Annotated in this window: 26 protein-coding genes; 10 read left to right on the forward strand and 16 right to left on the reverse strand. The window is 50.4% G+C overall.

What is annotated here, in order from left to right:
- Positions 1-3: 3 nt before the first annotated feature.
- The 6 genes from QGG23_04895 to QGG23_04920 form a co-directional block, all read right to left on the reverse strand.
- On the reverse strand, positions 4-834 hold the full coding sequence (locus QGG23_04895; protein MDP6048764.1) for a hypothetical protein: 831 nt from the start codon (positions 832-834) through the stop codon (positions 4-6).
- 30 nt (positions 835-864) lie between these two features.
- Positions 865-1,161 carry an alkaline phosphatase family protein gene (locus QGG23_04900; protein ID MDP6048765.1) on the reverse strand — a complete coding sequence of 99 codons (297 nt, stop codon included), beginning with the start codon at positions 1,159-1,161 and terminating at the stop codon, positions 865-867.
- Positions 1,162-1,261: 100 nt separating this feature from the next.
- Entirely contained in the window at positions 1,262-2,212 is a 951-nt protein-coding gene (locus tag QGG23_04905; protein ID MDP6048766.1) for an aldo/keto reductase, read from the reverse strand.
- Positions 2,213-2,277: 65 nt separating this feature from the next.
- Complete coding sequence (locus tag QGG23_04910) at positions 2,278-2,562, reverse strand: MoaD/ThiS family protein (protein MDP6048767.1); 285 nt, start codon at positions 2,560-2,562, stop codon at positions 2,278-2,280.
- Positions 2,563-2,634: 72 nt separating this feature from the next.
- Positions 2,635-3,528, reverse strand: coding sequence for a 4-hydroxy-tetrahydrodipicolinate synthase (dapA, locus tag QGG23_04915; protein ID MDP6048768.1), 894 nt, complete (start codon positions 3,526-3,528; stop codon positions 2,635-2,637).
- Between the two features lie 89 nt (positions 3,529-3,617).
- Positions 3,618-4,046 (reverse strand): hypothetical protein, encoded by a 429-nt coding sequence (locus tag QGG23_04920; GenBank protein ID MDP6048769.1) that lies wholly within the window; start codon positions 4,044-4,046, stop codon positions 3,618-3,620.
- A 156-nt stretch (positions 4,047-4,202) separates the two neighbouring features.
- Here QGG23_04920 and QGG23_04925 point away from each other — a divergent pair, with 156 nt between their 5' ends.
- The 6 genes from QGG23_04925 (at position 4,203) to QGG23_04950 (ending at position 9,742) form a co-directional block, all read left to right on the forward strand.
- Positions 4,203-4,991: a hypothetical protein gene (locus QGG23_04925; protein ID MDP6048770.1), complete on the forward strand. Its 789-nt coding sequence runs from the start codon at positions 4,203-4,205 to the stop codon at positions 4,989-4,991.
- 13 nt (positions 4,992-5,004) lie between these two features.
- Complete coding sequence (locus QGG23_04930; GenBank protein MDP6048771.1) at positions 5,005-5,637, forward strand: hypothetical protein; 633 nt, start codon at positions 5,005-5,007, stop codon at positions 5,635-5,637.
- A 13-nt stretch (positions 5,638-5,650) separates the two neighbouring features.
- Entirely contained in the window at positions 5,651-6,520 is an 870-nt protein-coding gene (locus QGG23_04935) for a hypothetical protein (protein MDP6048772.1), read from the forward strand.
- On the forward strand, positions 6,521-7,141 hold the full coding sequence (locus tag QGG23_04940) for a hypothetical protein (GenBank protein MDP6048773.1): 621 nt from the start codon (positions 6,521-6,523) through the stop codon (positions 7,139-7,141).
- A 142-nt stretch (positions 7,142-7,283) separates the two neighbouring features.
- Positions 7,284-8,516 carry a mandelate racemase/muconate lactonizing enzyme family protein gene (locus QGG23_04945; GenBank protein MDP6048774.1) on the forward strand — a complete coding sequence of 411 codons (1,233 nt, stop codon included), beginning with the start codon at positions 7,284-7,286 and terminating at the stop codon, positions 8,514-8,516.
- 41 nt (positions 8,517-8,557) lie between these two features.
- Entirely contained in the window at positions 8,558-9,742 is a 1,185-nt protein-coding gene (locus QGG23_04950) for a mandelate racemase/muconate lactonizing enzyme family protein (GenBank protein MDP6048775.1), read from the forward strand.
- Positions 9,743-9,815: 73 nt separating this feature from the next.
- Here the strand turns inward: QGG23_04950 and QGG23_04955 are convergent, their stop codons facing one another.
- Positions 9,816-11,369: an L-serine ammonia-lyase, iron-sulfur-dependent, subunit alpha gene (locus QGG23_04955; GenBank protein ID MDP6048776.1), complete on the reverse strand. Its 1,554-nt coding sequence runs from the start codon at positions 11,367-11,369 to the stop codon at positions 9,816-9,818.
- 232 nt (positions 11,370-11,601) lie between these two features.
- The gene (locus tag QGG23_04960; protein MDP6048777.1) at positions 11,602-12,732 is read right to left on the reverse strand and encodes a zinc-binding dehydrogenase; all 1,131 of its coding nucleotides are present in this window, start codon (positions 12,730-12,732) and stop codon (positions 11,602-11,604) included.
- A 268-nt stretch (positions 12,733-13,000) separates the two neighbouring features.
- Between QGG23_04960 and larE the strand changes: the two genes are divergently transcribed.
- Positions 13,001-13,840, forward strand: coding sequence for an ATP-dependent sacrificial sulfur transferase LarE (larE, locus tag QGG23_04965; GenBank protein ID MDP6048778.1), 840 nt, complete (start codon positions 13,001-13,003; stop codon positions 13,838-13,840).
- A 31-nt stretch (positions 13,841-13,871) separates the two neighbouring features.
- Here larE and larC read toward each other — a convergent pair whose 3' ends face one another.
- Positions 13,872-15,119, reverse strand: a complete 1,248-nt coding sequence (gene larC, locus QGG23_04970; GenBank protein ID MDP6048779.1) for a nickel pincer cofactor biosynthesis protein LarC — start codon at positions 15,117-15,119, stop codon at positions 13,872-13,874.
- Between the two features lie 127 nt (positions 15,120-15,246).
- Between larC and larB the strand changes: the two genes are divergently transcribed.
- Complete coding sequence (larB, locus tag QGG23_04975; protein MDP6048780.1) at positions 15,247-15,981, forward strand: nickel pincer cofactor biosynthesis protein LarB; 735 nt, start codon at positions 15,247-15,249, stop codon at positions 15,979-15,981.
- 406 nt (positions 15,982-16,387) lie between these two features.
- Here the strand turns inward: larB and QGG23_04980 are convergent, their stop codons facing one another.
- Complete coding sequence (locus tag QGG23_04980) at positions 16,388-16,849, reverse strand: peroxiredoxin (protein ID MDP6048781.1); 462 nt, start codon at positions 16,847-16,849, stop codon at positions 16,388-16,390.
- Between the two features lie 176 nt (positions 16,850-17,025).
- Between QGG23_04980 and rlmB the strand changes: the two genes are divergently transcribed.
- Both rlmB and QGG23_04990 read left to right on the forward strand, forming a co-directional pair.
- Positions 17,026-17,769 carry a 23S rRNA (guanosine(2251)-2'-O)-methyltransferase RlmB gene (gene rlmB, locus QGG23_04985; protein MDP6048782.1) on the forward strand — a complete coding sequence of 248 codons (744 nt, stop codon included), beginning with the start codon at positions 17,026-17,028 and terminating at the stop codon, positions 17,767-17,769.
- Positions 17,770-18,123: 354 nt separating this feature from the next.
- Entirely contained in the window at positions 18,124-19,008 is an 885-nt protein-coding gene (locus QGG23_04990) for an SMP-30/gluconolactonase/LRE family protein (GenBank protein MDP6048783.1), read from the forward strand.
- Here the strand turns inward: QGG23_04990 and QGG23_04995 are convergent.
- From QGG23_04995 to QGG23_05020, 6 genes are all read right to left on the reverse strand, one after another.
- Complete coding sequence (locus QGG23_04995; GenBank protein ID MDP6048784.1) at positions 18,988-19,110, reverse strand: hypothetical protein; 123 nt, start codon at positions 19,108-19,110, stop codon at positions 18,988-18,990. The genes QGG23_04990 and QGG23_04995 overlap by 21 nt on opposite strands.
- Before the next feature lie 18 nt (positions 19,111-19,128).
- Positions 19,129-19,485: a cobalamin-dependent protein gene (locus QGG23_05000; GenBank protein ID MDP6048785.1), complete on the reverse strand. Its 357-nt coding sequence runs from the start codon at positions 19,483-19,485 to the stop codon at positions 19,129-19,131.
- Positions 19,486-19,555: 70 nt separating this feature from the next.
- Positions 19,556-20,341, reverse strand: coding sequence for a UbiA family prenyltransferase (locus tag QGG23_05005; GenBank protein ID MDP6048786.1), 786 nt, complete (start codon positions 20,339-20,341; stop codon positions 19,556-19,558).
- Positions 20,342-20,405: 64 nt separating this feature from the next.
- Positions 20,406-21,134 (reverse strand): glycosyltransferase, encoded by a 729-nt coding sequence (locus QGG23_05010; GenBank protein ID MDP6048787.1) that lies wholly within the window; start codon positions 21,132-21,134, stop codon positions 20,406-20,408.
- On the reverse strand, positions 21,131-22,411 hold the full coding sequence (locus tag QGG23_05015; GenBank protein ID MDP6048788.1) for an FAD-dependent oxidoreductase: 1,281 nt from the start codon (positions 22,409-22,411) through the stop codon (positions 21,131-21,133). Before QGG23_05015 ends, QGG23_05010 begins: the two co-directional genes overlap by 4 nt.
- Before the next feature lie 86 nt (positions 22,412-22,497).
- Positions 22,498-22,905: a nucleoside deaminase gene (locus QGG23_05020; protein MDP6048789.1), complete on the reverse strand. Its 408-nt coding sequence runs from the start codon at positions 22,903-22,905 to the stop codon at positions 22,498-22,500.
- Positions 22,906-22,918 lie beyond the last annotated feature (13 nt).

The following is a 22,918-nucleotide window of genomic DNA, read 5'->3' on the forward strand; positions in this document are numbered from 1 at the left end:
GGTCTAGATGTTATAATTAGGGCCCTCCGGGTCTGCAGGGTTAACTGAGTGGTGGTTGAGGTTATCAAAGAGGTGCCAGTGGCAGAAGTGGAGATCCCATCCATACTTCTCCTGTACATAGGCCGCAGCCTTGGCGATCCAGCACCCTTGGTAGAGATGCTCTAGGAGGAAGGCGTCAAGTTGAGGATCGTCTATTGGGCTCACTGAGTTCTTCACGAAGAAGGGACCCACCTCCTCTACTAGCTCCTTGCTCAGCCCCTCAGGATATGTGAAGCCCCGAATGGGATAGATTTGTGAGTGGCAGAACCGGAAGTTCCCGCCCCCAGGAGAGACCTCGAGGAGGTAGAATCTCACGCTCCCCTCGCGGGTATTTTCCTCACCGAAGCCGTGAACCATCCAGTCTGTCCATTCGCCCAGCTCCAGCTCTGCAAGGAAGGCACCATTTTCCCCTCGCTCAGAGATCATGAACTTTTCTAAACCCCCGTCCTCGGAGGCGAGCACCGTGAGCTCTAAGCGGTTGTCAGTCATCCCATCCATGAGTTTGAAGTGTAGAACGCTGGTCCAGGCCTTGAGAGGCTCATATTGCCTACACTTGGAGGGTTTCAACTCGAGCACCGTGCTTCCGGGGGGCGGCCCCTCCTCAGCTCTGTCCACTGTCAAGTCAATACTTTCTTGGATCAGGGGATCCTCCCCAGATACACCGATCCCAGACAGTGAGCAGTAGAACTGGACGGGGTCGGCGACCACAAAAGGGGGGTCACGGAATCCCGGGGCTACGACATAGCCGGATTCCACTGGAGTAGGCCACGTGGCAACGGGGTAAAAGGTTATCATAGATTTGAGGCCCGCCTCCTCAGCACCCTCCTAGATGGTCTCAGCCCTCCAGTCAGTTGTCTCCCAAGAAAGGATCCGGGGTGCATCCCAGGGCTGGGTCTTTTGCCTGCGTTCCCACCCCGCCAGCCCGTGGACTCCGGGCTCAGCGCCTGTGACCTGGGCTGCCCAGTTGGTGGGAGTCCACGCGGGGATGGAGGGTAGCAGCCTATTGAGAGTCCCCCTTTCTATCATGCGCTTAAACGTTGGCAGGGCCCCCTCTGCGATGAACCTCTTGAGAAGGGGACGGTTCATCCCATCCAGTCCTATATGTAGTATCTTCTTGGCCATTCTTTTTCTCCTCGGCACATTGTGCTAGATATGTGGTCAAGTAATAACTTTGTCCAGAAACACCAGGGAAATCCCTGGAGATTAAATGGAAATTCCAACCTTACTGGGGAACCGGAGCATCTGGATGGATCAGTTCCTTCTCCCGGAGTCCCTCCCAAAACTCCCCGGGGATGGGGTGACTCATCATCCGAAAATTGTCCTCCTGATGCCTGGGTGACTTGGTTCCTGGTATCACCGAGGCCACTGCAGGATGGGCCATCACGAATTGGAGGGCGGCTGCTCTCATCGGAACTCCGTGTTTAATGCAAACCTCCTGGAGCCTCGCGACCTTGGCTGAGACCTCGGGGGGGACCTCCTTGTAATTATATCTCCCATCGGGCTTCGCAAGGACCCCACTGTTGTAGGGTCCCCCTATGACGACGCTGATATGGTTCTCCTCGCAGTAGGGGAGGAACTCTGTGATAGCCTTCTGCTCCAAGAGGGTATATCTACCCGCTAAGAGGAAGCAGTCGAACTCTCCCTCCTGGGCGAATCGGAGCTCCATCTCCCACTGGTTCATCCCAGCTCCGATGGCCTTGATCTTCCCGTCGTCCCTCATCTCAGCTAGGGCAGGATAGCCCTCACCTATCGCTTGGTCCCAGTGGTTGTCGGCGTCATGAATGTATAGTATGTCCACAGAGTCAACTCCCAGACGACCTAGGCTACTCTCCAATGAGTCTACAATGGCCCCACGGGTGTAATTGTGGACTGGCGTATATCCGTGGCTCTTCTCGTAGTTATCTGTGGACCGGAGGAGTCTCCCCACTTTGGTTGAGATAACGATCTTTTCCCGGTCAAAGTCTTTGAGTGCCTCTCCGAGGCGGGCCTCGCTCCTGCCCTGCCCGTAAAGGGGGGCGGTGTCGATATAGCGTACCCCCTGTTCCATGGCAGTCCGGAAGGTCTCGATGGCCTCCCTGGTGGTATCAGCCCTTGCTAACCCCGAGCAGCCCAGCCCCAGAAGAGTAACTTGTAGGTCGGTTTTCCCGATTCTCGTTTTTTCAAGTGGATCCATGTCTCCCCCTACCTCCGATAACGGGCATCAATTCACCTAGCAATGATAAAACTGTTTTATCTCCGCTATCCCCCGCTAACAGGGTGTAATATAACTAGGGCGTCGTTGTCGTTTAGTTTTCTCCCTGTCTGCTCGGGGAGGGCGATGTACTCCTCGTTTAGGAACAGATTAAAGTAGGTGCCGAAGGACTCGATGAGTGTCCTACCGCTTTGGCACTTGAAGGCCTCCCCGTAATCCTTCTCGAGCCTGGACAGGATGTCCTGAATAGTGACCTCCTCCCCTTGGAACTCCAGGGAAATGTTTCCCTTACCAAATACGCTGTAGTAGTAGATCTTGATGTCTACGATCATGTATAGTTCACCTGATTGGAGGGTGTTCTGACTAGTAGGTATCAAACCTAAAAAAAAAAGGTTGGTTTAGCTTTATAGCTGAACAGACTGGATTCTCTTAAAGATCTCCTCAGCTTGCTTCTTGTGCTCATCACTCAGAGGCAAAAGGGGCTTCCTAGATGGCCCCGCCTTCCTTCCGAAGTACTCTAGGCCGTATTTTGCCCCCTGGGTGAACTTGCCGGAGCCCTCTAAAAAGTTGCCGAGAGGCAGCACTGCGGAGTAGAGGGATTTGGCCTTATCGTAGTCTTTCTCCCAGTTCGCGTATTCGTACAGCTTGCTCATGTGCTTAGGGAAGATATTCGCTCCGACGCAAATGAAGCCCATGGCGCCCATGAAGAAGGACTCTAAGGCGAGGTTGTCGGATCCGCAAAAGACGACCATCTTTCCTTTGGTAAGGTCCAGTATCTGGGGTATTCGTGTGATATCCCCACTGCTCTCCTTTACGTACCGGACGTTATCCAGCTCAGAGAGCCTCGCTAAGCCCTCTGGGGGGATATCGATCTTGCAGGTCCAGGGGTTGTTATAGACCATTATAGGGATGTTAACGGCCTCGTTGATCACCCTGAAATGTTGGTAGACCTCCTCCATATCAATTTTCGAATAGTACGGAGGGACTATGAGAGCTCCATCTACCCCCGCCTCCTCGGCGTATTTTGTGAGTTCTATGACCCTCAGAGTTGAGCAAGCAGCTGTCCCACTGATTAGGGGGACCCTGCCATCCACGGCCTCAACAGCAGCGTCCATAACGCTCTTCAGCTCCTCTAAGCTTTGGGCGGCGAACTCCCCTGTGCTCCCGTTAACAGCTATCCCGTGAACGCCATTCTCGATGTAGTAATCGAGGTTATCCTTGAACGACTCTAGGTCTAGCTCTTCATCTTTTGTCATGGGGGTGACTGAGACGACAAATGTTCCCTCGAATTTTTTCATGATGTACTTGAAAGATATCAGGGATAAGCATTAATAAGTTTGAACGAACTTTTCGCATTAAAAAAAATGTCACTTATTGATTGCACGTTCTATAGGCCAATAATTTTCATGAGCCTACTGAACCAGTTATCTCCCTTGTCCCTCTGGTTATTCTCCTTACGCTTCTTCTCGTCCCGTTCCTTCGCTAGGAACTCAATTCTCTCTACAAGACCTTTGACGTTATTGCTGTTGTTTAGGAATGCAATGTAATCGAAGCCAGGGATGTCAAATGCCTCCAGAAGAGGGGCAAAAGGGAGCAGCGTGAGCTGACTGACTATAGGGCTTATAGGGCGCAAAGGGATGAGAAATAGCATCGCGACAGACTCCAACCTGTTGTCAACGATTCTTTTCGCCAAGATATCTAGGATCTCCTCCTCTCTATCCTCTGAAATATCCAGCGTTGGAACTTGGAACCCAACAGTTTTCTCTGGTTTAACAATGAAATCTTTTGTTTTTTTTTCAGGAGACTCATCGATCAAAGCAGATCAGGAAAGGACTTACATCTAAAAAAGTGATTCTAATACATTAACTTAATCGCACGCGAACGAAAATTTTCATTATTCCACTTTTTGTGTCATGAAAATCTTATATGTATAATAAACATATACCGAAGTTAGCAAAAACATGTGATACTTATGATAATAAGAACAGGACGTGAATTCGAAGTTCTGATACTTCTAGTCATGATCGTGTACTATGTGTACTGGTTAATGCAATCAACGGGTGGTAAGTCTATTCCTGAGCTCAGAAACTTCCCTGCAATCGATGCCATCGAGGAGGGTGTGGGCCGAAGTGTAGAGACCGATAAGCCCGTACACTTTGGTCTTGGAGACGCGTCTCGGTTAGGTGGAGACCGGGCAGCTGGAACTATCTCTGCCCTTAACTTCCTCTCTTACACTGCCACGCTTTGTGCCAGAACAGGGGCGAACCTGATTGTCAGGATCTCCCCAAATCCACACCTTTACGCACAGGCAGACGCTATCGTTTCAGACGCGTATGCCGCGGAAGGTAAGCAAGACGAGCTGGACAAGGTCTCCACGCTTCGATACTACGGCGACTACAGGGGATATATGACGGGTGGGATCAGGGACATGGTGTCTCTAGGTACCGCAATGAATGTCACTATGGGCGCCTTATCAGTTGAGACCGTCTGGGCTTATGCAATCTGCAGAGCCCAGGGAGGGATCGGGGTAGGCGGAGGCTCCAGGTGGGGCATGATCTTTGGCCTCGCGATGTTAGCGGACTATGCCCTTCTGGGTGACGAGATGTACGCGGCTTCTGCCAAAGTCTCGAATGACTCTGACATGGCGGCGAGCTTCATCGGTGGTGACTGGATGAAGTTCACTTTGGTCGCACTGACAATAATTACTTCTTTGGCTTACTTTGTTGGCGCACAAAAGCTGGTAGCTTGGATGTTTATTTAGGGAGTATGATGAAATGTCGTTTGATTATAAACGAAAAGTACCGCAATATATCCTTACGATTATAGTTGCGGTTTTTCTCATCGAGTATGCTCTACCTGAAGGTCCATTGACATTCGTTAAAAATGAGCTGACGCTTTGGTTGACCATAATCGCCAGCTTCACATTCTTTGTTGCTGCTATCACACTAATAGTAAGATACTCTAGGGAGTTAACAGGAGCCAAGCAAGGGTCAGGTATGATGTATGCCATAGAGTTCTTCGCGGTATTCGTAATATACATTGGCGTCGCTTTGCTGACGGGTGGAGTCAGTGGGGACAGTTACAAATGGCTAATGAATACTATCTACGGCAACCTCGCTCAGGCTGTCTGGGTGTTCTATGTATTCTTAGAGCCTTGGGCCGCTTACAAGGCGTTCCAGATGAGATCTAAGGAGTCCATTATACTTGCCGTCACCGGCTTGACTTACTTACTAACCCTTGCTCCAAGTATACCCGCTATGGTTCCCTTAATTGGGGATTTCAAACAATGGATAGTGAATGTGCCCGGAAAGGGTGGCATGAGAGGAGCTATCATCACCATGGGTGTTGGTGCCCTTTTACTTTCTCTAAGAATGCTGACTGGTAAAGAGAAGGGGATCGTGGATTAGGAGGATATGAAAAATGTCTGATCCAATGAAAATCGATGGCGATACCATGATCGAAAAGCTCGGGGGACTACACTGGTTCTGGGTTGGTGCTGTAATACTGGTCCTAATATTCATACCTCTTTTGATACCACTGAATTTACCTATATCCACTACACAGTGGACACACGATGCAGTGGATGCAATACAAGACGTACCATCTAACAAGATTGTTGTCTGGGAGGATAATTGGGGCATGGGAGCATTGGCTGAAGCTGAAGTAGGGCACGTAGCACTAATGAGAATATTATTGAAAAATAATGTCAAATTTGTGATGGTTGCTCTAGGCGAGGATACGCCACTACTCCATGCATACATCTCCGACTTGGTCGCAAAATCCCCGGAGGCGGTGGGAAAGACCTATGGCAAAGACTGGGCTCAAATGGGCTTCCTCCCTGGAGGTGAGGGGGCGCTTTCGCTCATGGCCGAGGACTTCCATGCAACCTTCGGAAAGGACTTTGACGGAACATCTCTGAGTAGTCTACCTATCATGAACAACCTACATGATTCCAATGACATAGGCCTTGTAATCACAGGTTCCCCATCCCAAACTTGGGTTGAGGCGCCAGTAAGACAATGGTATACCAAATACAACATCCCACTCGTCTCATACACGCTAACTGGTGGAACAGTACTCTCGGGTACATACTATCCGAATAACGGTATCCTCGGTATAATCGAGGGGAGCACCGGTGGCGCTGAGCTTGAGTACATCGGCAAAGTACCCGGCAATGGTGCACGTATATCCGATGCAAAGACTCTGGCATATCTGGCAACCGCTGCCTTCATCGTGATAGGCAATATTTCTTACTTTGGTTCGAAGAAAAATAAAGGAGGCACAAGCTAAATGGCAGATGCATTGACAGCATGGATCGCTGTGACCCTATGGCTCATGGTGGCTTCATGGACCTACAAAGACAACCCACTCTTCAAAATAGCGACCGTTGCATCGGTAGCTGGTGGCGCTGCGAACGGCGTACTCGTCAACATCAACAACGTGATGCAAAAGGCAATCGTCCCCATCCTTGATGGGTCAAAGATTTTACTCATCATACCAATACTCATCGGAATAATGTTCGTGGGTGTGTTTGACCAGCGTTACAAGTGGTTAGCGCGCATCCCGACAGTTACTATGATGGGTATCTCTATGGGAGCGATGTTGACGGGAGTCATGAGCGCTCAGATTATCGGCCAGATTTCAGCTACAGCATCCAGTTTAGTTTCTGGGTCTAGCTTGGTTGGAACGATAAATGCGCTAATAGTCTTGGTCGCAACAGTAACTGCAATACTTTACTTCACTTATAGTAAAGAACAAACTGGGATCTATGGAAACCTCACAACGCTAGGGAGATACTTTCTTCTGGCCTCGCTAGGCCCCTACTGGGCTGGTGAGCTTGGTTTCCATATGGCTTTCGGTATAAAGTTCGTGCAAATTATCCTGGACGCCCTGGCGACAATCGGGTTTTAAACACAAATCCTTTCCTTTTTATTTTATTTTTTTAATTCCAGTTGTTTTTATGCAAATAATTTTCCGCTAAATATGTGAAGCCTAGATCTTCATAAGAAAACGTTTTATCTTTTGAAAATACGTAGCTTTTTTGATCAGTACTTTGGAGATAACAAAAGTTGAGACCATCCCCGTAAGCATTCCCGTGGGATTCTTCAAGGATGGTATGTGCAAAGTCAGGGGAGTCAACGCCCCCGATAAATATTACACAGGAAAAACACTCTCGGGGAGCCGCAGAACGGCGCCCAACGACGCCCTCCTCCTCGATAATATTATAGTCAAGATCCACACAGATGAAGATATTACAGGCATAGGTGCAGCGGCTCCAGACGTGGGATTTTTTGGGGAGCCCTGGGAGTCTGTAAAGATCATCATAGACAACTACATGGGGCCCCGTATCATTGGAATGGATCCCTTTGACAGAGAGCAGATCCTCCATATAGTCACCAGGACAGGAGGATGGCACAACGTTCTGGCCACCTCTGGGATTGATCTCGCTTTACATGATCTTCTAGGGAAGGCGATGAACACATCTGTCTGCAATCTCCTAGGGGGCTGTCACCAAGACAAAATACTTCTCTCTACGGAGGTGCCGCGGGGTGTCCCCGAAAAGATGGCTGAACACAGCCTGGAGTATTACGAGCAAGGGGTCCGAGGCTTCAAGGCTAAGGTTGGGTCTGACCCCCTCCGGGATGCCCTCTCCCTAAAGGCTATGCGGGATGCTATGGGAGACAAGATAAGCATCAGGGCGGATGCCAACCAAGCCTACACCCCCAAGGAGGCCATCAAGATGTGCAAGCTAACCCAGAAATTCGACGTGGATTTGGAGCTCCTTGAACAGCCTACCAAGAAATGGGACCTAGACGGGATGGCTAGGATAACCAAGACTGTGGACATCCCCATCGAGGCCGACGAGAGCGCCTTCAGCCTCTTTGATGTTATGAGGATCATCAAGAAGGGAGCTGCAGACGTAATCAACGCCAAGATCGCTAAGGCAGGGGGATTCTATGGGGTCAAGAAATGGGCTGCCGTAGCTGAGTCAGCTGGCCTCGCAACAGTCATCGGGACAGAGTGGGGGGTGGGTTCCCAGATCGCCGCGAAGTTGCATCTAGGAGGATCTACAAAGACCATCCACCCCGTTATAGAGTTCACGGAGATAATGATCCACGAAACACTGCTTTCCGAACGCCTGAAGCTCAAGGACGGTTATCTTGACGTTCCCACAGGCCCAGGGTTGGGACTCGAGTTGGACCCAAAGAAGGTCGAGAAATATATGAACCGTGATCCCTTGGCGAGCGCTCTCGCCTCAGCTTCGCGGGAGTCCATATATGGATGAACTTGAATTAGTTGAATATACAAATCAGGAAGGAGAAATCTATGAAGATAACAGAAATTGAGACCATCCCCGTGAGAATGCCCGTTGGCTTCTATAGGGATGGGGAAGACAAGACAGGGGGAAAAAATAGGCCAAAAAAGTTCTACACCGGGGATCCTTTGGTAAGAAACCCACTTAGAAATACTGACGGCCATAAGCTATTGGATTACGTAATAGTAAAGATCCACACAGATGAGGGTATTACCGGGGTTGGGGAGGCACCTACGGACGGTAAAGAGCCCCTCGAGGCGGTTAAGTTTATCATCGACAAAATGTTTGTCCCCCACCTCATAGGGCTGGATCCCTTTAATCTGGAGCGAACCATAGACACCATCAGAGGGAGAAAATCAAGGGGAGCTAACAGGGGCTCCGTATCGGCCATTGACCTCGCCCTCTACGACCTTGTTGGCAAATCGCTAAACTGCAACGTTTCCACCCTCCTAGGTGGACTCTACCGGAACAAGGTCCTTGCCTCCATCGAAGTCCCTCGAAATACCCCCGAGAAGATGGCTGAGCACAGCCTGGAGTATTATGAACAGGGGATAAGGGGTATCAAGGCCAAGGTCGGCTCGGACTATGAAAACGACGCCAAGTGCCTCAGAGCTATCAGGGATGCCCTAGGCGATGACATCAGCCTTAGGGCCGATGTAAATGGAGCCTACACAGTACAGCAGGCCATCAGGTTTTGCGACCTCGCCAACAAGTACGACGTAGGCCTAGAACTCATTGAGCAACCTACCCCCACATGGGACCTGGATGGCATGGCCAGAGTCGTGAAGGCGGTGGATATTCCCGTTGAGGCCGACGAGAGCGCTTACAGCCTCTACCAGGTCTTCAAGATCCTGAAGCATGAAGCAGCGGATCTCATTAACCCCAAGTGTTCCAAAGCCGGGGGGATCTTAGGAGTAAAAAAGTGGGCTTCGGTGACCGAGTCTGCGGGTAAGGAGATTGTAGTCGGCACCGAGTACGGTCTGGGGCTGAGGGTGGCAGCGAAGGTGATCCTCGGGTGCGCACTAAAGAACGCCCAGCCCATAGTGGAGTTCACCGAGATTATGCTCCACGACCTCCTCATCAAGAAACCTCTGGTACTCAAAGACGGCTGGATCGACGTCCCCACGGGGCCAGGTATAGGCTGGGAGCTCGACGACGAGAAGATAGAAAAATACATCCCCGCTGTTTTTCCCTAGAACGTTTTTTAATTCTTTTTTTGTTCAAAGAAACAAGTGGATAAAAGGGACCGAGGCATAGCTGAGACCCGGATTATCTCAACCTTTTCATTGCGAGGGCTGATGGGGTTATCGCAAGTCCCCCAAGAGCTGTACATCTGAGCTCTCTTGGGAGCATCCTCCCCACTTTCATCACTGCGTCGATAGTCTCGTCTAAGGGAATAGGGTTACTATATCCTCCGAGAATGAGGTCGGCGCAGACGAAGGCGGATGATGCGGCTAACGCGTTTCTGGTGTGGCACGGAATCTCCACCATGCCCTGAACCAGATCGCAGGGGGACCCCATGGTGTTCTGGAACGCGATGGCCGCAGCATCCAATGCTTGCCGGACAGAGCCCCCAGCCACCTCCACAACCGCGGCGGAGGACATTGCCCCTGCGGCCCCGATTTCCACTTGGCATCCCGCGACCTCAGCAGCAAAGGTCCCCCTCATTGCTAGCACAAGTCCTATTGCTCCGGCAGCGAAGAGAGCATTCACGGTCTGGATCTTATTCAGGCCTCGCTCATCGACCAGTGTCGTGATAGTACCGGGAATTGTTCCGGCAGCTCCCCCCGTAGGCGCCGCGCAAACGACCCCCATGCTGCTGTTGACGTGCATCGCAGCTAGTGCTCTTGCTGCAGCTTTTGTATGCAGGCCGCCTGTAGCTAGGTCCCCTCTTGTTTCTAGCTCGTAGATCCTCTGTGCGCTGGGCTCTAGCAGTTGCATCCCTCTGATGTTACCCCTAAGGCCCTGCTCCACGGCTTGAGCCATGATCTCATATCGCCGCCACATTTCGTCGATAGCCTCTTCTTGTGTGATGCCTAGTAGGGCTGCCTCGTAGTGGAGGGCTGCTTCTCCCAACGAACATCCCTCTTTCTTGGCATACTCGTCTAGGGTTTTTCCACTCAGATATAGGGGATCTCCGGGTTTGGGGAACTTTATAGAGCTAGTCTTCCAGATAGATTTTATCCCATCGGTTTTGTTGATTTCATCCAACGCGTTTTCATTGAGCTGCCTGAAAAGTTGAGTCCTAATAAGGGCCATCCCATCGCGCTCCTTAATTGAGGGCTCTATTAATATCTGGTCATTGTAGGACAGTATTTCTTTAATCTTTAAGGCCGCACTGCTTTCTGTCTCAACTATTAAGTTATGGGCGTCCCCCGTGATGTTAACCTCCCAGCCGTTTAGATTCAGCAGTTCCACAGCACCTCCTCCGGTAGACCTCGCGTTCACAAAGATCTCCTGACCCCCCTGGGAGACGCCCTGTATCCAAATAGCGTTAGGATGATCGTCCTCCTCCAGAATCTCAACTGTGAAAGCTATCGATAACCCAGAATCTCGGGCTAGCTGGAGCGCGTCGAAGAATCTTTCGTCGGTAATCGGCCACCCCATCAACCCAGTGGCAAAACCCAGATCGCTACCTTGCTGAGAGTAAACCTCTGCGTAGGAGCCCCCCTCCGCGAATGAGATGATGACGGTCTCAGGTTTGTCATTGAGTAGATCCCTAATGAGTCTGCCGATGAAATATGACGCCGCTGTGTGGGAGCTTGAAGGCCCGTGCATTACGGGGCCAAGGACCTCATTAAAAATACTTACTTTCTTCCTCATCAGCTAAGTTCATCGCCTAAACGTTATATATTTCAATATTCTTGGTGGACATATAAGATCGATAAGCCATCAAGATCGAAGCTAACTGCCTTTCTATATACATGTCGGGACACGGTATATTATCTGAATACATGTACAATCCCCCTAATCCTTTCAGTTGATATCGTGAAGGGTTCCCCCTGAGCCAGGCGGTGAACGAATATTACTGAAATGTAGAGGTATGAATCTTGGTCTAGGGCGTGATGACCATCTTGATACCCTTCCGACTCCTCACCGTCTCGATGGATCTCGCGGCGTTGGTGACTCTGAACTTATGGGTGATGATCTCGGTCAGAGGGAGATCGTCCATTCCCCTCTCCAAGAACTGGAGGGCTGTGTCGAACTGGGCGGGGGGATAAGCCCAGCTCCCCAGGATGTCCACGTCCTTCATACAGATAGTGTGGGGGTTTATTTCAACGTTCCCCGGGTCGGTATAGTGACCCACCTCAACGAATCGGCCACCCCTTCTTGTCAGTTCGATTCCCTCGGCGAAGGCTGCGGGGACCCCAGCGCACTCAATGACTACGTCGGCCCCAATGCCGCTGGTAAGGCGCTTGACCTCCGCGACCCTTGATCCGCGGTCCGTAAAGCTCCTCATATCGATGACGTAATCCGCCCCTAGCTTCTCGGCGATCTCCAAGCGATCGTCGACCATATCGACGGCTATGATCCTTCCGGCCCCGGCGATACGGGCGGTTGCAATAGCTAGGAGCCCAATGGGTCCCGCCCCCTGTACCACGACGCTGTCGTCCGACCTGAATCCCTTGATGGATGTTTGAATTCCAGGGGAGTAAGCCCTCTCTATGGCTCTCGAAGAGACCGCCATAGGCTCCGTCAGGACAGCAACCTCTGCGGGGACGCCATCGGGGATCTTATAGACAAAGTAGTGGGCGGCGTCGACGAAAACCTCCTCGGCCCAACCCCCAAGTAGATGTGGTGGTTCGCCACTACTTAGGTTGACTCCCATTACCCTTCTGTTGGTACAATAGGTGGGTTTGTGGGGCAATAAGCGGCAGAAATAGCAGGTTCCACAGAATAGGTTAGTGCCAGGGACCACTGCTACGAGATCGTCCTCTGCGAGGTACTTCCCTTTTGCCTCCATTTTCTCGGCACCCTCCCCTATCTCCTTGATCCTCCCAACAAATTCGTGGCCGGGGATCACGGGGAATGGGACCTTCATATTCCCCCCGTAGAGGTGTATGTCGGTGCCGCAAACTCCACAGAGTTCCATATCAATTAGCATAGTGCCTTCTCCGACATCTGGTCGGGGATAATCGTGGACTGCAAGCCGCCCCACATCCTCTAAGACCGATGCTTTCACCATATCTAACAGAGAAACTATCTCTATCCACGTTAAAAACTGATTGAAGTGTCGTTTTTTATCGAACTCAGAATATTTTGCTAATGGCTATTGAAATCTTACAAGGTTGAGGAAAGATGGGCTGTGTGCGTTATTACCCTTTAGGGTATAAGTGAAAACTAAAATATCCGATCATTATCACGCGCTTATGCGTGTTATGACGATGAGGTTAACAAGCCTTTAAATTAATTGATGATTGGTATTTACGAAAGCACGGGGGCCTATAAATAAAATGACTGTGGAAGATTACTTTGGAAAATATGAAGTTCTAAAGCGTTTAATAGATGAAAAGGGGGCGGGTGGGGTCGTAGTTGCTTTCTCCGGAGGCGTGGACAGTTCAACTCTGGCTGCCGTATGCCATGATATCCTAGGAGATAAGGTCGTGGCAGTGACCGCTAATTCTCCGACGTACCTATCTGCGGAATTGGAGGACGCAAAGAGTGTGGCCAAGGAGATCGGCATTAGACACCATATAATCGAAACCGACGAGTTCTCACAGCAGGACTTTGTAAGCAATCCAGAGAATCGGTGTTTCTTCTGTAAAACTGAATTGCTGACCTCTTCCCAGTCATTCGCTCGTGAGATCGGTTTCACCACTGTCTTTGAGGGGACGAACTTTAGCGATCTAGGTGGTCACAGACCTGGGTTTGACGCAGTGAAGGAGGGGAAGAACGTTTTTAGCCCTTGGGTAGAGGCGGAATTCACGAAGGATGAGATTCGGGCCCTAGCAAAGAGTATGGGGCTATCGGTTCACGATAAGCCTTCATTAGCCTGTCTAGCGTCCAGAATTCCCTTCGGGGTCAATATCACGATGGAAAAGCTTTCCCGGGTCGGGTCGGCGGAGCAGCTCATCAAAGAGAAATTTGGCGTCAGGCAAATCCGGGTCCGGGACCACGATGGATTGGCGAGGATAGAGGTGGGACGGGACGAAAGGCATCTTCTTTTTGACGTTGGGGTCATGAATACGGTCGTCAAAGAACTAAAGTTATTGGGCTTCAACTTCATCACTTTTGACATGGAAGGTTACAGGACGGGAAGCATGCTGGTGACCGCCGAAAACATTGGAAGTTGATGGACGCGCGTCCATCGCATTCAACAGTTCCCTAATGGGAAGCTATCTCTCGCCTCGCCTGATCTGTGACAAGACTCATTATCTCTCGCAGGGTCCTACCCGTTTTCTCGGCTAAAGACCTGACATCCTCGAACTCGGGCTTGACCTGGATAACCCTCCCCTCGCGGTTCCTCGAAACCTTCACCTGTACTATCCCCTCTAGCCCCTTCAGCTTAACCTCCATAGAAGTCACGTCTCTAGTGAGGATATGCCTCTTGCTGGGGTACATTCTGACGCCCAATGTGCCCGTCTCCTCCATCAGCAGCATAGTGAGAGGGTGTACGTTCTCTCTATCAGTGATCACTTTAAGAATGTGCCCCGGCCGGTTTTTCTTAGTGGTCATTGGGATGACGCTGATATCCCTGGCTCCTCCCTGCAACATCCTGTCGATGGTATATCCGATTACTTCACCTGTAGCATCATCTAGATTGGTCTCCAAGACGTAGATTTCGTCTACCATGAGGCTGGATCTAGTGGGCTCTCCCAGGGTTAGACGCACGATATTAGGCATGGATTCAAAGTCTTTCGTCCCAGATCCGTAGCCTATCCTTGTCGGCTTTATAGGGGGATAGAACGGAGTAACCTCGTCGACGATGTTTACGAGCAATGCAGCCCCCGTGGGAGTTGTCAGTTCGAAATCTATTGGCCCGCCAACCAACGGGAAACCCTTCGCTCTCAAAATCTCGAGGGTGGCAGGAGCAGGGCTCTGGACGTTACCGTGAGAGAACTTGAAGATACCGCCCCCCACAGCCACCGGGGTTGAGTATATCTTGGTGTCCTTCGTTAGCCCCAGCTCGTCTAAAGCGTAGACGGTGCCAATGATATCGACGACAGTATCAATGGAGCCAGCCTCGTGGAGATGAACCTCACTTGGGGTCTCCCCGTGGACCTTCGCCTCCGCTCCGATTAAGCTATCGATAGTTCTCGTGGCCAGGACTTTGCCGTTCTCCGAGAGCTTAAAATCATCGGCGATGTTTAGAATGGCGTCTCTCAGCTTGGAGCCCATTAAATGATGATGTCCCGTCTCCTTCGCCTTGACATGGAGTTTCTTTGCCCGGAATCCCCTTCGTACTACATCTTCTACCTCGACGACCAAGCAGTCACAGCCTTCTAGGTATTTTGCTGAGTCCTCCATGACCTCAATAAACCTGGGGATGTCCACCCCAAGGTCCAGGAGGGACCCGACCAACATGTCCCCTGCGATACCAGCTAATTGGCAGTCTATGACAAGTACCCGCATGTTAGTTGACAAATAGATCAGGGGTATAAGGGGTAAAGGTGATATCTAACCCTATTCATAAAGGAAGAAAACGGGGTGAAACACAATTAGAGATGTTCTGAGAAGGCTAGCTAGGAACGAGATCTCTGTGGATGAAGCAGAGAGGATGATGAAGACGTCAGCCATCATTGAGATAGAGGACATCGCAAAGCTAGATGTTGGAAGGGATACTCGAAAGGGATTTCCAGAGATCATCCTCGCAGAGGGAAAGACCACGGAGGACGTGATTAGGATCTCCCTGAAGATGTTGGAGAGCAAGGAACGGGTAATAGTCAGCCGGGGAAGCAACGAGCAACTGGATGCTATAAGGGGGGTTGTTCCTGAGGGAGCGACCCTTTGCTTGAACGAGAAGGCTAGGATGGCGGTCCTTAAAAAGCGTGGCTTCACCGTGGAGGATTCTGGAGGGCGCATAGGCGTGATGACCGCGGGCACATCTGACATCCCTATCGCCGAGGAGGTGAAGGTTATGGCAGAGGAGTTGGGCTGCGAGGTCTTTTCCTCCTATGACGCTGGTGTTGCTGGCCTACACAGGCTGTTTCCTTCCTTACGGGAGATGATAATGAGGGACGTGGACGTGATGGTGGTCATCGCCGGCAGGGAGGGAGCCCTCCCTACGGTGGTCTCTGGGCTTGTGGATGTTCCCATAATCGGTGTTCCGACGTCCATCGGCTATGGATATGGCGGGAAGGGGGTCAGTGCTCTTATGGCCATGCTTCAGGCTTGCTCCCTTGGGATAGCGGTCGTCAACATCGATGGGGGGGTTGCAGCCGGGGCCATTGCCGCTCTAATCGCCAATCGTGTTGCCAGGGCGAGGAACGTTTGACATCCCAGAAAAAATAGCGCAAATAGATTCTTAGGAGATGAGGTAAAATCCACCCACCATATTAATAATAATTCATAGAGTCGCTTCTGGTTGAAACCTCTCTCACGGTCTTTTTGATTTCATGATTGAACGACTCGAGCGAAGCATCTCAGACTTGATTAACCGAGTGCTCACACCTGAGGACATTCTCAGGAGGGTTCAGTGATCCCGATTACTGGATATTTTCTAAGGCCTTAAGGGACGGGTTCACAACTTGGCAGCAGACAAACATCTTGCTTGGTGGCAATTACTCCGACGAGACCGATTGACTCTTTTTATTCAACATTAGTGGAGAGCCAAAGCGACAAACCCAGTTCCACCGGACTGATATGAACAACAGAATGCTAGTGCATACGCGTTTGAAAGATCACTCCGTGATCTCCCTCAGGGCCTTTAGCGACACCGCTATGTGCTTTTTCATGTTGATCTCGCTCGTGAAAATGTGCCTGATGACGCCGCCCTTATCAATGACGAAGGTGTAGCGCCCAGGGAGGAGCCCGAATGCCTTGGTTGCGCCATACAAAAACTGTATCTTCCGTTTTGGGTCGCTCAATAGAGTGAAAGGAAGCATGTGCCTGTCCACCCATCTCTTATGGGACTTAACGCTGTCACCGCTGACCCCGATTACTACGGCATCTAAGTCTATGATGTCTTCATAGACGTCTCTAAAGCCGCGGGCCTCTGCCGTGCACCCGGGCGAGAAATCCTTTGGGTAGAAAAACAGTACCACGTTGCTTTTTCCCTTGTAATCGCTCAAGGACACGGGATTGCCGTCCTGGTCCTTCAACGTGAAATCAGGGGATTTCGTTCCCACCTTAAAATTTGGCACATACGTTCCAATTAATGAGCAGATATAAAGAAATCTGATCCTAGACGCGCGAAAAGACGCGCGCTCGTCATAACACCATATACTCCTACAAAAAAAATAAGATGGCGGGGCCTATGTCAACCGGATCAGACACCCCTAATAACCCCTGATACCATCTTTCCACCACGAGTTCCCCAATGTTACAAGTTGAAGGACGTAACCCCGTTAAAGAAGCCCTCAAGATCACTAAACCAGAGAGGATCCTTGTGGCCAGGGGCACCGAAAAGCACCCAAAGATACAGGAGATCATCCTCATCGCCGGGAAGCGGGACATCCCCACAGAAATCGTTCCCAAGAGGCGCCTTGATACCCTCACCCAGACGGGTCGTCATCAGGGGATCATCACGCTCATCCAGCTCCCCCCCGTTCGCTCCCTTAAGGACATCCTCATGAGTAACCAAGGAGACGTCACCATCCTCCTCCTTGACAGGGTCCAGGACCCTATGAACTTGGGCTCCATCCTCAGGACCGCTGAGGCCACTGGAGTCGACACCGTCATTATCCCCAAAAAGGAGAGCGTCGGCCTCACTCCCGCGGTCCTCCGAGCCTCCATGGGAGGCGCCCTCCACGTCCCCCTCATCAGGGACAGCCTCTACCGGGCGGCCAAGCTCCTTAGACAAGAGGGGGTCACCCTTATTGGCATCGACCCAACCGCCACCACTAGGTACTATGACACTCGACTCACTGGCTCTGTCGCCATCATCCTCGGCGGCGAAGACCAGGGACTTAACTCCACCCTCCAGAACCAGTGCCATAGCCTAGCGAGGATACCCATGTACGGTGCTATCACCACTCTAAATGTTAGCGCAGCCACTGCGGTCACTCTCTACGAGAGAACCCGCCAACAAACAAATAATAAAAACCGGAGGATAACACCATAAGCAGGCCGCGCGGCCGAACTGGAGTATATCGTGGATTCCCGAGAAAAAGGACATGTGAAGGATGCCGAAAATACTCCCGGAAGACATTCTACTGCGCCAAACATCGCAAAGTCCTCGCAGCAAGGAGGACTGCCTGCGACTATTGGGCCCCTAGGAAGAAGAAGATACCTCGGGGAAGAAAGCGTTACTAAGCCCAATTGCAACTGATCAAACTATACGCGCCACAAAACTAACCCAATGCTGAGAACCACGATATCCCCAACAGCCCTAAGGTAGGTCATCCAACCCTTGAAACCGCACAAAATGTTCAACGTTTTATGTAACCCGATCGAGTAGACAACGGAGGATTGAACTATGATCGATGAGATGGGGGACAAGGGAACGCTCGGTGCTATCATCGGCGACGAGCCCATAGAAAAGATAGCGGAAAGTTTCCAGTTCACGGAGGGCCCCATTTGGGTACCCGAAGGACACCTGCTCTTCTCCGACATCCCCGCAGACACTATCTACAAGTGGAACCCAGGAACCGGAAAACATGAAGTTTTCCGAAATCCCAGTGGCCCATCCAATGGCCTCACCCTAGACCTCCAGGGTCGCCTACTAGCCTGTGAGCTCTCCTGCCGTGTCTCCCGAACAGAGGCTGATGGTGAGGTGATCACCTTGGCTGAAAAGTATAAGGGAAGAAGGATCAACAGCCCTAACGACATCGTGGTCAAGTCAGACGGTGGTGTATACTTCACCGACCCTGCTTACGGCCTCCGTAGAACTGGGCTCTCCAAAGAGCTTGACTTCAACGGGATCTTCCGCATAGAGCCCAACGGAGATCTCTCCCTGCTTGACGCCACCTTCGAGGGTCCAAACGGCCTTGCTTTCTCCCCCGATGAATCCATCCTCTATGTAGACGACTCCTCCATGGGTCACATCCGGGCCTTTGACGTCAAGGACAATGGCGCACTCACTAATGGCCGCCTTTTTGCGGTGCTCCGAGGACCCGGTGAAGGAGTCCCTGATGGAATGAAGGTTGACACTCAAGGTAATATCTATTGCACGGGTCCGGGGGGCATCTGGATCCTAGACAAGGACGGCAAGAAGCTGGGGATATTGAGCTTCCCAGAGGCTCCCTCGAATCTTGCATGGGGCGATAACGATCTCAAAACATTGTATGTCACAGCGCGGACAGGGGTCTACCGTGTACGTACTAGGATCCAAGGAGCAACACTATTGAGCCCCCTTCATTAACTCCCTAGCCTTCGCGATCCCATCAAAAGCGTCCCGTGCGTACGCGTCGGCATTTATCCTATCAGCCATCCCAGCCTCGAGGGCCCTCCCTCCTAGGAGCACCCTGGTCTTCTCTCCTAACTAAGATCTCTTCAAGGTATTAATGGTCTTCACGACTTGGGGCTCCAGAACACTCAGGAGAGCTGAGAGTACTACGATGTCAGCCTCTTCCTCCTCGGCTACTCTAACTATATCCGCCGCCGTCACATCTACACAAAGGTCTACTACCCTTAAACCTACGGATTTCAGCATCGCGATGGCAATGTTCTTTCCGAGGTCATTGAGATCTCCCTCTACCGTCGCGAAGACGATGACGCCCTTCGACTTCGAGGCCCCTGACTCTAGGAGAGGCTCTAATATCGCAGTCGCCTCCTTCATTATATGCCCTGCGCCCTCAAGGCAACTCTTGGCAGAGGCGTGCTTCTTTCCCGTGAGCATCTCCACAAATTTGGCGTCTAGCCCCGCGTATATTGGTACCCCGTCTGGCTCCTTGTGAGGGATATGTCCCCTAAGCTATTCTTGCTATACGCACGTTCATCCTGTAAATGGCTGGAACTACGATCAATATCGAAATGACAAACCCGACGACCTTGTACTGCGCAGAAAGGCTTAGAACAATGATGAGGGTACCTAAGATGACTAGGATGCTCAATGCGATAAGTAGATTCTTTACGTTAAATCCTCCTAACATTTGCACCGTGTTACTGATCCCAGTCTCCTCATCCACCTTGAAGTCAATTAGCTCGTGAATTACCTCGTTCATCAGAGAGAAGGGTATGATGATCATGAGGAAGGGCGTTACGAACAGGTCAAGGGACCGGAACGCCGTGTAGGTAACCAATAATTGCTGGACCCCAAGGAAAAGGACGTGAGAGATAACGTCCCAGATGGGCGTCGACTTGAGTCTCAAAGGCCTCCAAGAGTAGAAAAATCCTACAATGGAGAAAGCTATTCCAAGGAACAAAGCGACGGGATTTATATACGCTAGCATGATTAAGCCTGAGCTTAAGAGAGCCAAATTAGCAAGGTAGCTCTGATTTCGGGTTATCTCTCCGCTAGCAACTGGGTTCCTTTTCCTTTTCTCGAGATCGCAATAATCATCCACGGCATCCTGAAGATCGTTATACATATACCCGTATGCTGTGAGGCATAAATTCGCGGCAAAAACGATGAGGGCTTTAAATGTGAAGAGATTCGCGGGGGAAATCAGAAAAATTACGGGAAAAATCAGTAATAGTATATGAACGTAATCCCATAATCTCGTAAATCTGAAAAAAAGATGCGAATTAAACATCATCAACTACGCAAAGTAGAATCTATAAAGATGTATCTATACACAGGAAAACTTTGCTTTCTCCTTAGCTATATGCCTGTCTGGCGTAGCTGTCGTCTTTCGGTTTTGCGTTCATTACCATGGTCACAAAGTCGTTCTTAGTGATCGTGTAAATGTATCTCAACAGACTCATCTTCCTGATCCTTCGGATCGAGTAGTTCACTTTCATCCTCGTATCTAGGACCATCTTCCCTCTAGGCTTTAGCCTCTTGTAGATCTCTATATCATCTGAGTAAGGGAGATCTTGGTAACCCCCGATCTCGAGGAATGTATCCCTATCGAACGCGGAATTGGCTCCGCAGAGGTGATAATATCCTGTAATTGAAAACACCCTTAGTAGTTGGTTAGATATACCGAACAGTAGCTTGTAGATGAAAGCCTCGTATTTCCTCAGCCCCTCGCAATCAAAGGGATTGAGGAATCCTGTAACCGCGACTACTTTCTCATCCTTAAACTGATTCTGGATAACTTGGAGCCATTCAGCGTAAGGTATACAGTCCGCGTCGGTGGTAACTATAATATCACCTTTGGCGATCTGGACACCGTCATTTCTTGCGCCTCCGACTCCTTTGCTGACTTGCTGGATGACTCTGTCAGCAAAATTCTTGGCGATAGTCGTGGTTCTGTCGCTGCTCTGACCATCCACAATAATGATCTCGAAAGCTTCCCGTGTAATTGTCTGCTTCTCAAACGCTTTAAGACATCTCTCGATGTTCTTTTCCTCGTTGTAGGTGGGAATGATGACAGATATCATGGAGATCCACTGATTCTTAAAGCAGCATTCCTACCTGATAATAAAGCTTTATCCATATTGAAATATTCCCACTCCCCGAATCTTCCTATTGGGACGACGTTGGATCTTTTCAGATAGTCGTGTATAATTCCTACGTTCTTGGCGTGGTTAAGGTCGTAGATCACGTAAGCGTACTTAAAGGCGGAAACATCGCATACCTTTATTTCATCCTTCTCGTCGAGTATCCCCGTCTTGATGAGATCCCTAAGGACCAGGTCCCGGATGCTATCAAGGTCCACGCTAGTCTCTCTGTGGGTCACCTCAACGAGGAGACTACTTGAGTCTCTGGGTGTGGTGTATTTTGAGAAGTTCATGGGGAAGCTGATACGATTAAAGATGAGATCGTCCTCGGGGAAGTAAAGCCAGTGTTTATCGATGATTCCCGGCGTACTAACTCCAATGTTCACACAAATTAGGGAATTGTAGACAAGGGATCTCGCGGCTTCGACGACATCTTCGGGCGGATCATGGAACATGTTGACCAAGTCCGGCAATGGTATCGATGACAGAACCGTTTCAGCTGAGAGCTCCTTTAGGCTACCGTTTTTTAGGTATTGGACCATGACCTCTGTTTCTGAGGGCCTGATCTCGACCACCTTTGAGCTCAGGGAGATATTGACGCCATCGGCAAGTGTGTTCGCTAATGCGCCGATTCCCCCGCGCTTAGGGTACATAAATTCAGCATTGGGACCATAGTCCCTCTTGAAAGCCCCCTCCGCCCCCTTCCTCATCTCCTCTATACTAGGTGAGGGAACTCTCCCTCTGATCCAATTGAGGCTCATCTTTGACAAGTCGTACTTCCAGATCTTCTGATTATATGGAATCATGTAATGCTTAGCGATGCCATCTCCGAAGGTTGAGTAGATCCACTCCTCAAAGTTAGTCACTTTACTGACATCTCTGTTAGTAATCCCATCAATGCATTCTCGGATGACGTCCTCAGGCAGATTGTGAAGGTTGACCTCAAAGGGGTACCTTACGAAAAGCCCTTGGAGATAGATGAATGCCTCCCGGGTATGTTTTAAGAGGTTTCCTTTCAATTGATCCTCGAAAAGAGACCGTATGTGATCGTTTCTCGTGAAGAGGATGTGGGGGGCGTAGTCGAAGATGAAGCCATCGATATTCACGCTCTTGCAGAGACCTCCGACTCGGGTGTCCTTTTCGAGAACAAAGTGGTTGCCACCAAGGTTACGTGCCGCGCTCAGACCAGCGAGACCTGCTCCAAAAATGGGAATCATGATAAATATAGATTGACCCGACTACATACCTTATGAATCATTTGGAGAATCCATCTGAGTGAATCAGTATTTTCGGCGATGAGTTGCTATTGGCGCGCCTTCTGGAGCATCTCGAGGCATTCATCTCTAAGGAAGCCCGCCTCTATCTGAATACCAACCTCTACAGGGCTCGATCCGATGTCTTCGGGCCCAGCTCCATAATAGATCTTGGAGATTTTAGCTCGTTCGCAGGCCTCCTGACACATTCTGCAGGGTTTGAACGTTGCATAGATCTCGCAACCTGATAGATCTAGGGTGTTCAAGACTTTACAAGCCATCCTGATTGCATTTATCTCTGCGTGAGCAGTAACATCGTGGTCCCGCAGTGCTGTGTTGTGGGCCACACCTATAATGTTCCCGTCCCTAATGACGCAAGCCCCAAACGGCTCTTGACCGTTCGCTATTCCTTCCTTGGCCTTGTCTATCGAGAACCTCATAAACTTCTCTTCAGCCATAATGGATACGAGA

This window comes from Candidatus Bathyarchaeota archaeon (assembly GCA_030739585.1).
Classification (GTDB): Archaea; Thermoproteota; Bathyarchaeia; order TCS64; family TCS64.

Bases quoted from the DNA above. Each gene is read 5' to 3' on its own strand.
- QGG23_04960 (MDP6048777.1), bottom strand. From the start codon at position 12,732: ATGGTGAAAGCATCGGTCTTAGAGGATGTGGGGCGGCTTGCAGTCCAC.
- QGG23_05005 (MDP6048786.1), bottom strand. From the start codon at position 20,341: ATGTTTAATTCGCATCTTTTTTTCAGATTTACGAGATTATGGGATTAC.
- QGG23_04895 (MDP6048764.1), bottom strand. From the start codon at position 834: ATGATAACCTTTTACCCCGTTGCCACGTGGCCTACTCCAGTGGAATCC.
- QGG23_04955 (MDP6048776.1), bottom strand. From the start codon at position 11,369: ATGAGGAAGAAAGTAAGTATTTTTAATGAGGTCCTTGGCCCCGTAATG.
- QGG23_04910 (MDP6048767.1), bottom strand. From the start codon at position 2,562: ATGATCGTAGACATCAAGATCTACTACTACAGCGTATTTGGTAAGGGA.
- QGG23_04940 (MDP6048773.1), top strand. From the start codon at position 6,521: ATGGCAGATGCATTGACAGCATGGATCGCTGTGACCCTATGGCTCATG.
- QGG23_05000 (MDP6048785.1), bottom strand. From the start codon at position 19,485: ATGCTCACGGGAAAGAAGCACGCCTCTGCCAAGAGTTGCCTTGAGGGC.
- QGG23_04905 (MDP6048766.1), bottom strand. From the start codon at position 2,212: ATGGATCCACTTGAAAAAACGAGAATCGGGAAAACCGACCTACAAGTT.
- QGG23_05010 (MDP6048787.1), bottom strand. From the start codon at position 21,134: ATGATATCTGTCATCATTCCCACCTACAACGAGGAAAAGAACATCGAG.
- QGG23_04900 (MDP6048765.1), bottom strand. From the start codon at position 1,161: ATGGCCAAGAAGATACTACATATAGGACTGGATGGGATGAACCGTCCC.
- QGG23_04935 (MDP6048772.1), top strand. From the start codon at position 5,651: ATGTCTGATCCAATGAAAATCGATGGCGATACCATGATCGAAAAGCTC.
- larC (MDP6048779.1), bottom strand. From the start codon at position 15,119: ATGCGGGTACTTGTCATAGACTGCCAATTAGCTGGTATCGCAGGGGAC.
- QGG23_05020 (MDP6048789.1), bottom strand. From the start codon at position 22,905: ATGGCTGAAGAGAAGTTTATGAGGTTCTCGATAGACAAGGCCAAGGAA.
- QGG23_04930 (MDP6048771.1), top strand. From the start codon at position 5,005: ATGTCGTTTGATTATAAACGAAAAGTACCGCAATATATCCTTACGATT.
- larE (MDP6048778.1), top strand. From the start codon at position 13,001: ATGACTGTGGAAGATTACTTTGGAAAATATGAAGTTCTAAAGCGTTTA.
- rlmB (MDP6048782.1), top strand. From the start codon at position 17,026: ATGTTACAAGTTGAAGGACGTAACCCCGTTAAAGAAGCCCTCAAGATC.
- QGG23_04950 (MDP6048775.1), top strand. From the start codon at position 8,558: ATGAAGATAACAGAAATTGAGACCATCCCCGTGAGAATGCCCGTTGGC.
- QGG23_05015 (MDP6048788.1), bottom strand. From the start codon at position 22,411: ATGATTCCCATTTTTGGAGCAGGTCTCGCTGGTCTGAGCGCGGCACGT.
- QGG23_04925 (MDP6048770.1), top strand. From the start codon at position 4,203: ATGATAATAAGAACAGGACGTGAATTCGAAGTTCTGATACTTCTAGTC.
- dapA (MDP6048768.1), bottom strand. From the start codon at position 3,528: ATGAAAAAATTCGAGGGAACATTTGTCGTCTCAGTCACCCCCATGACA.
- QGG23_04990 (MDP6048783.1), top strand. From the start codon at position 18,124: ATGATCGATGAGATGGGGGACAAGGGAACGCTCGGTGCTATCATCGGC.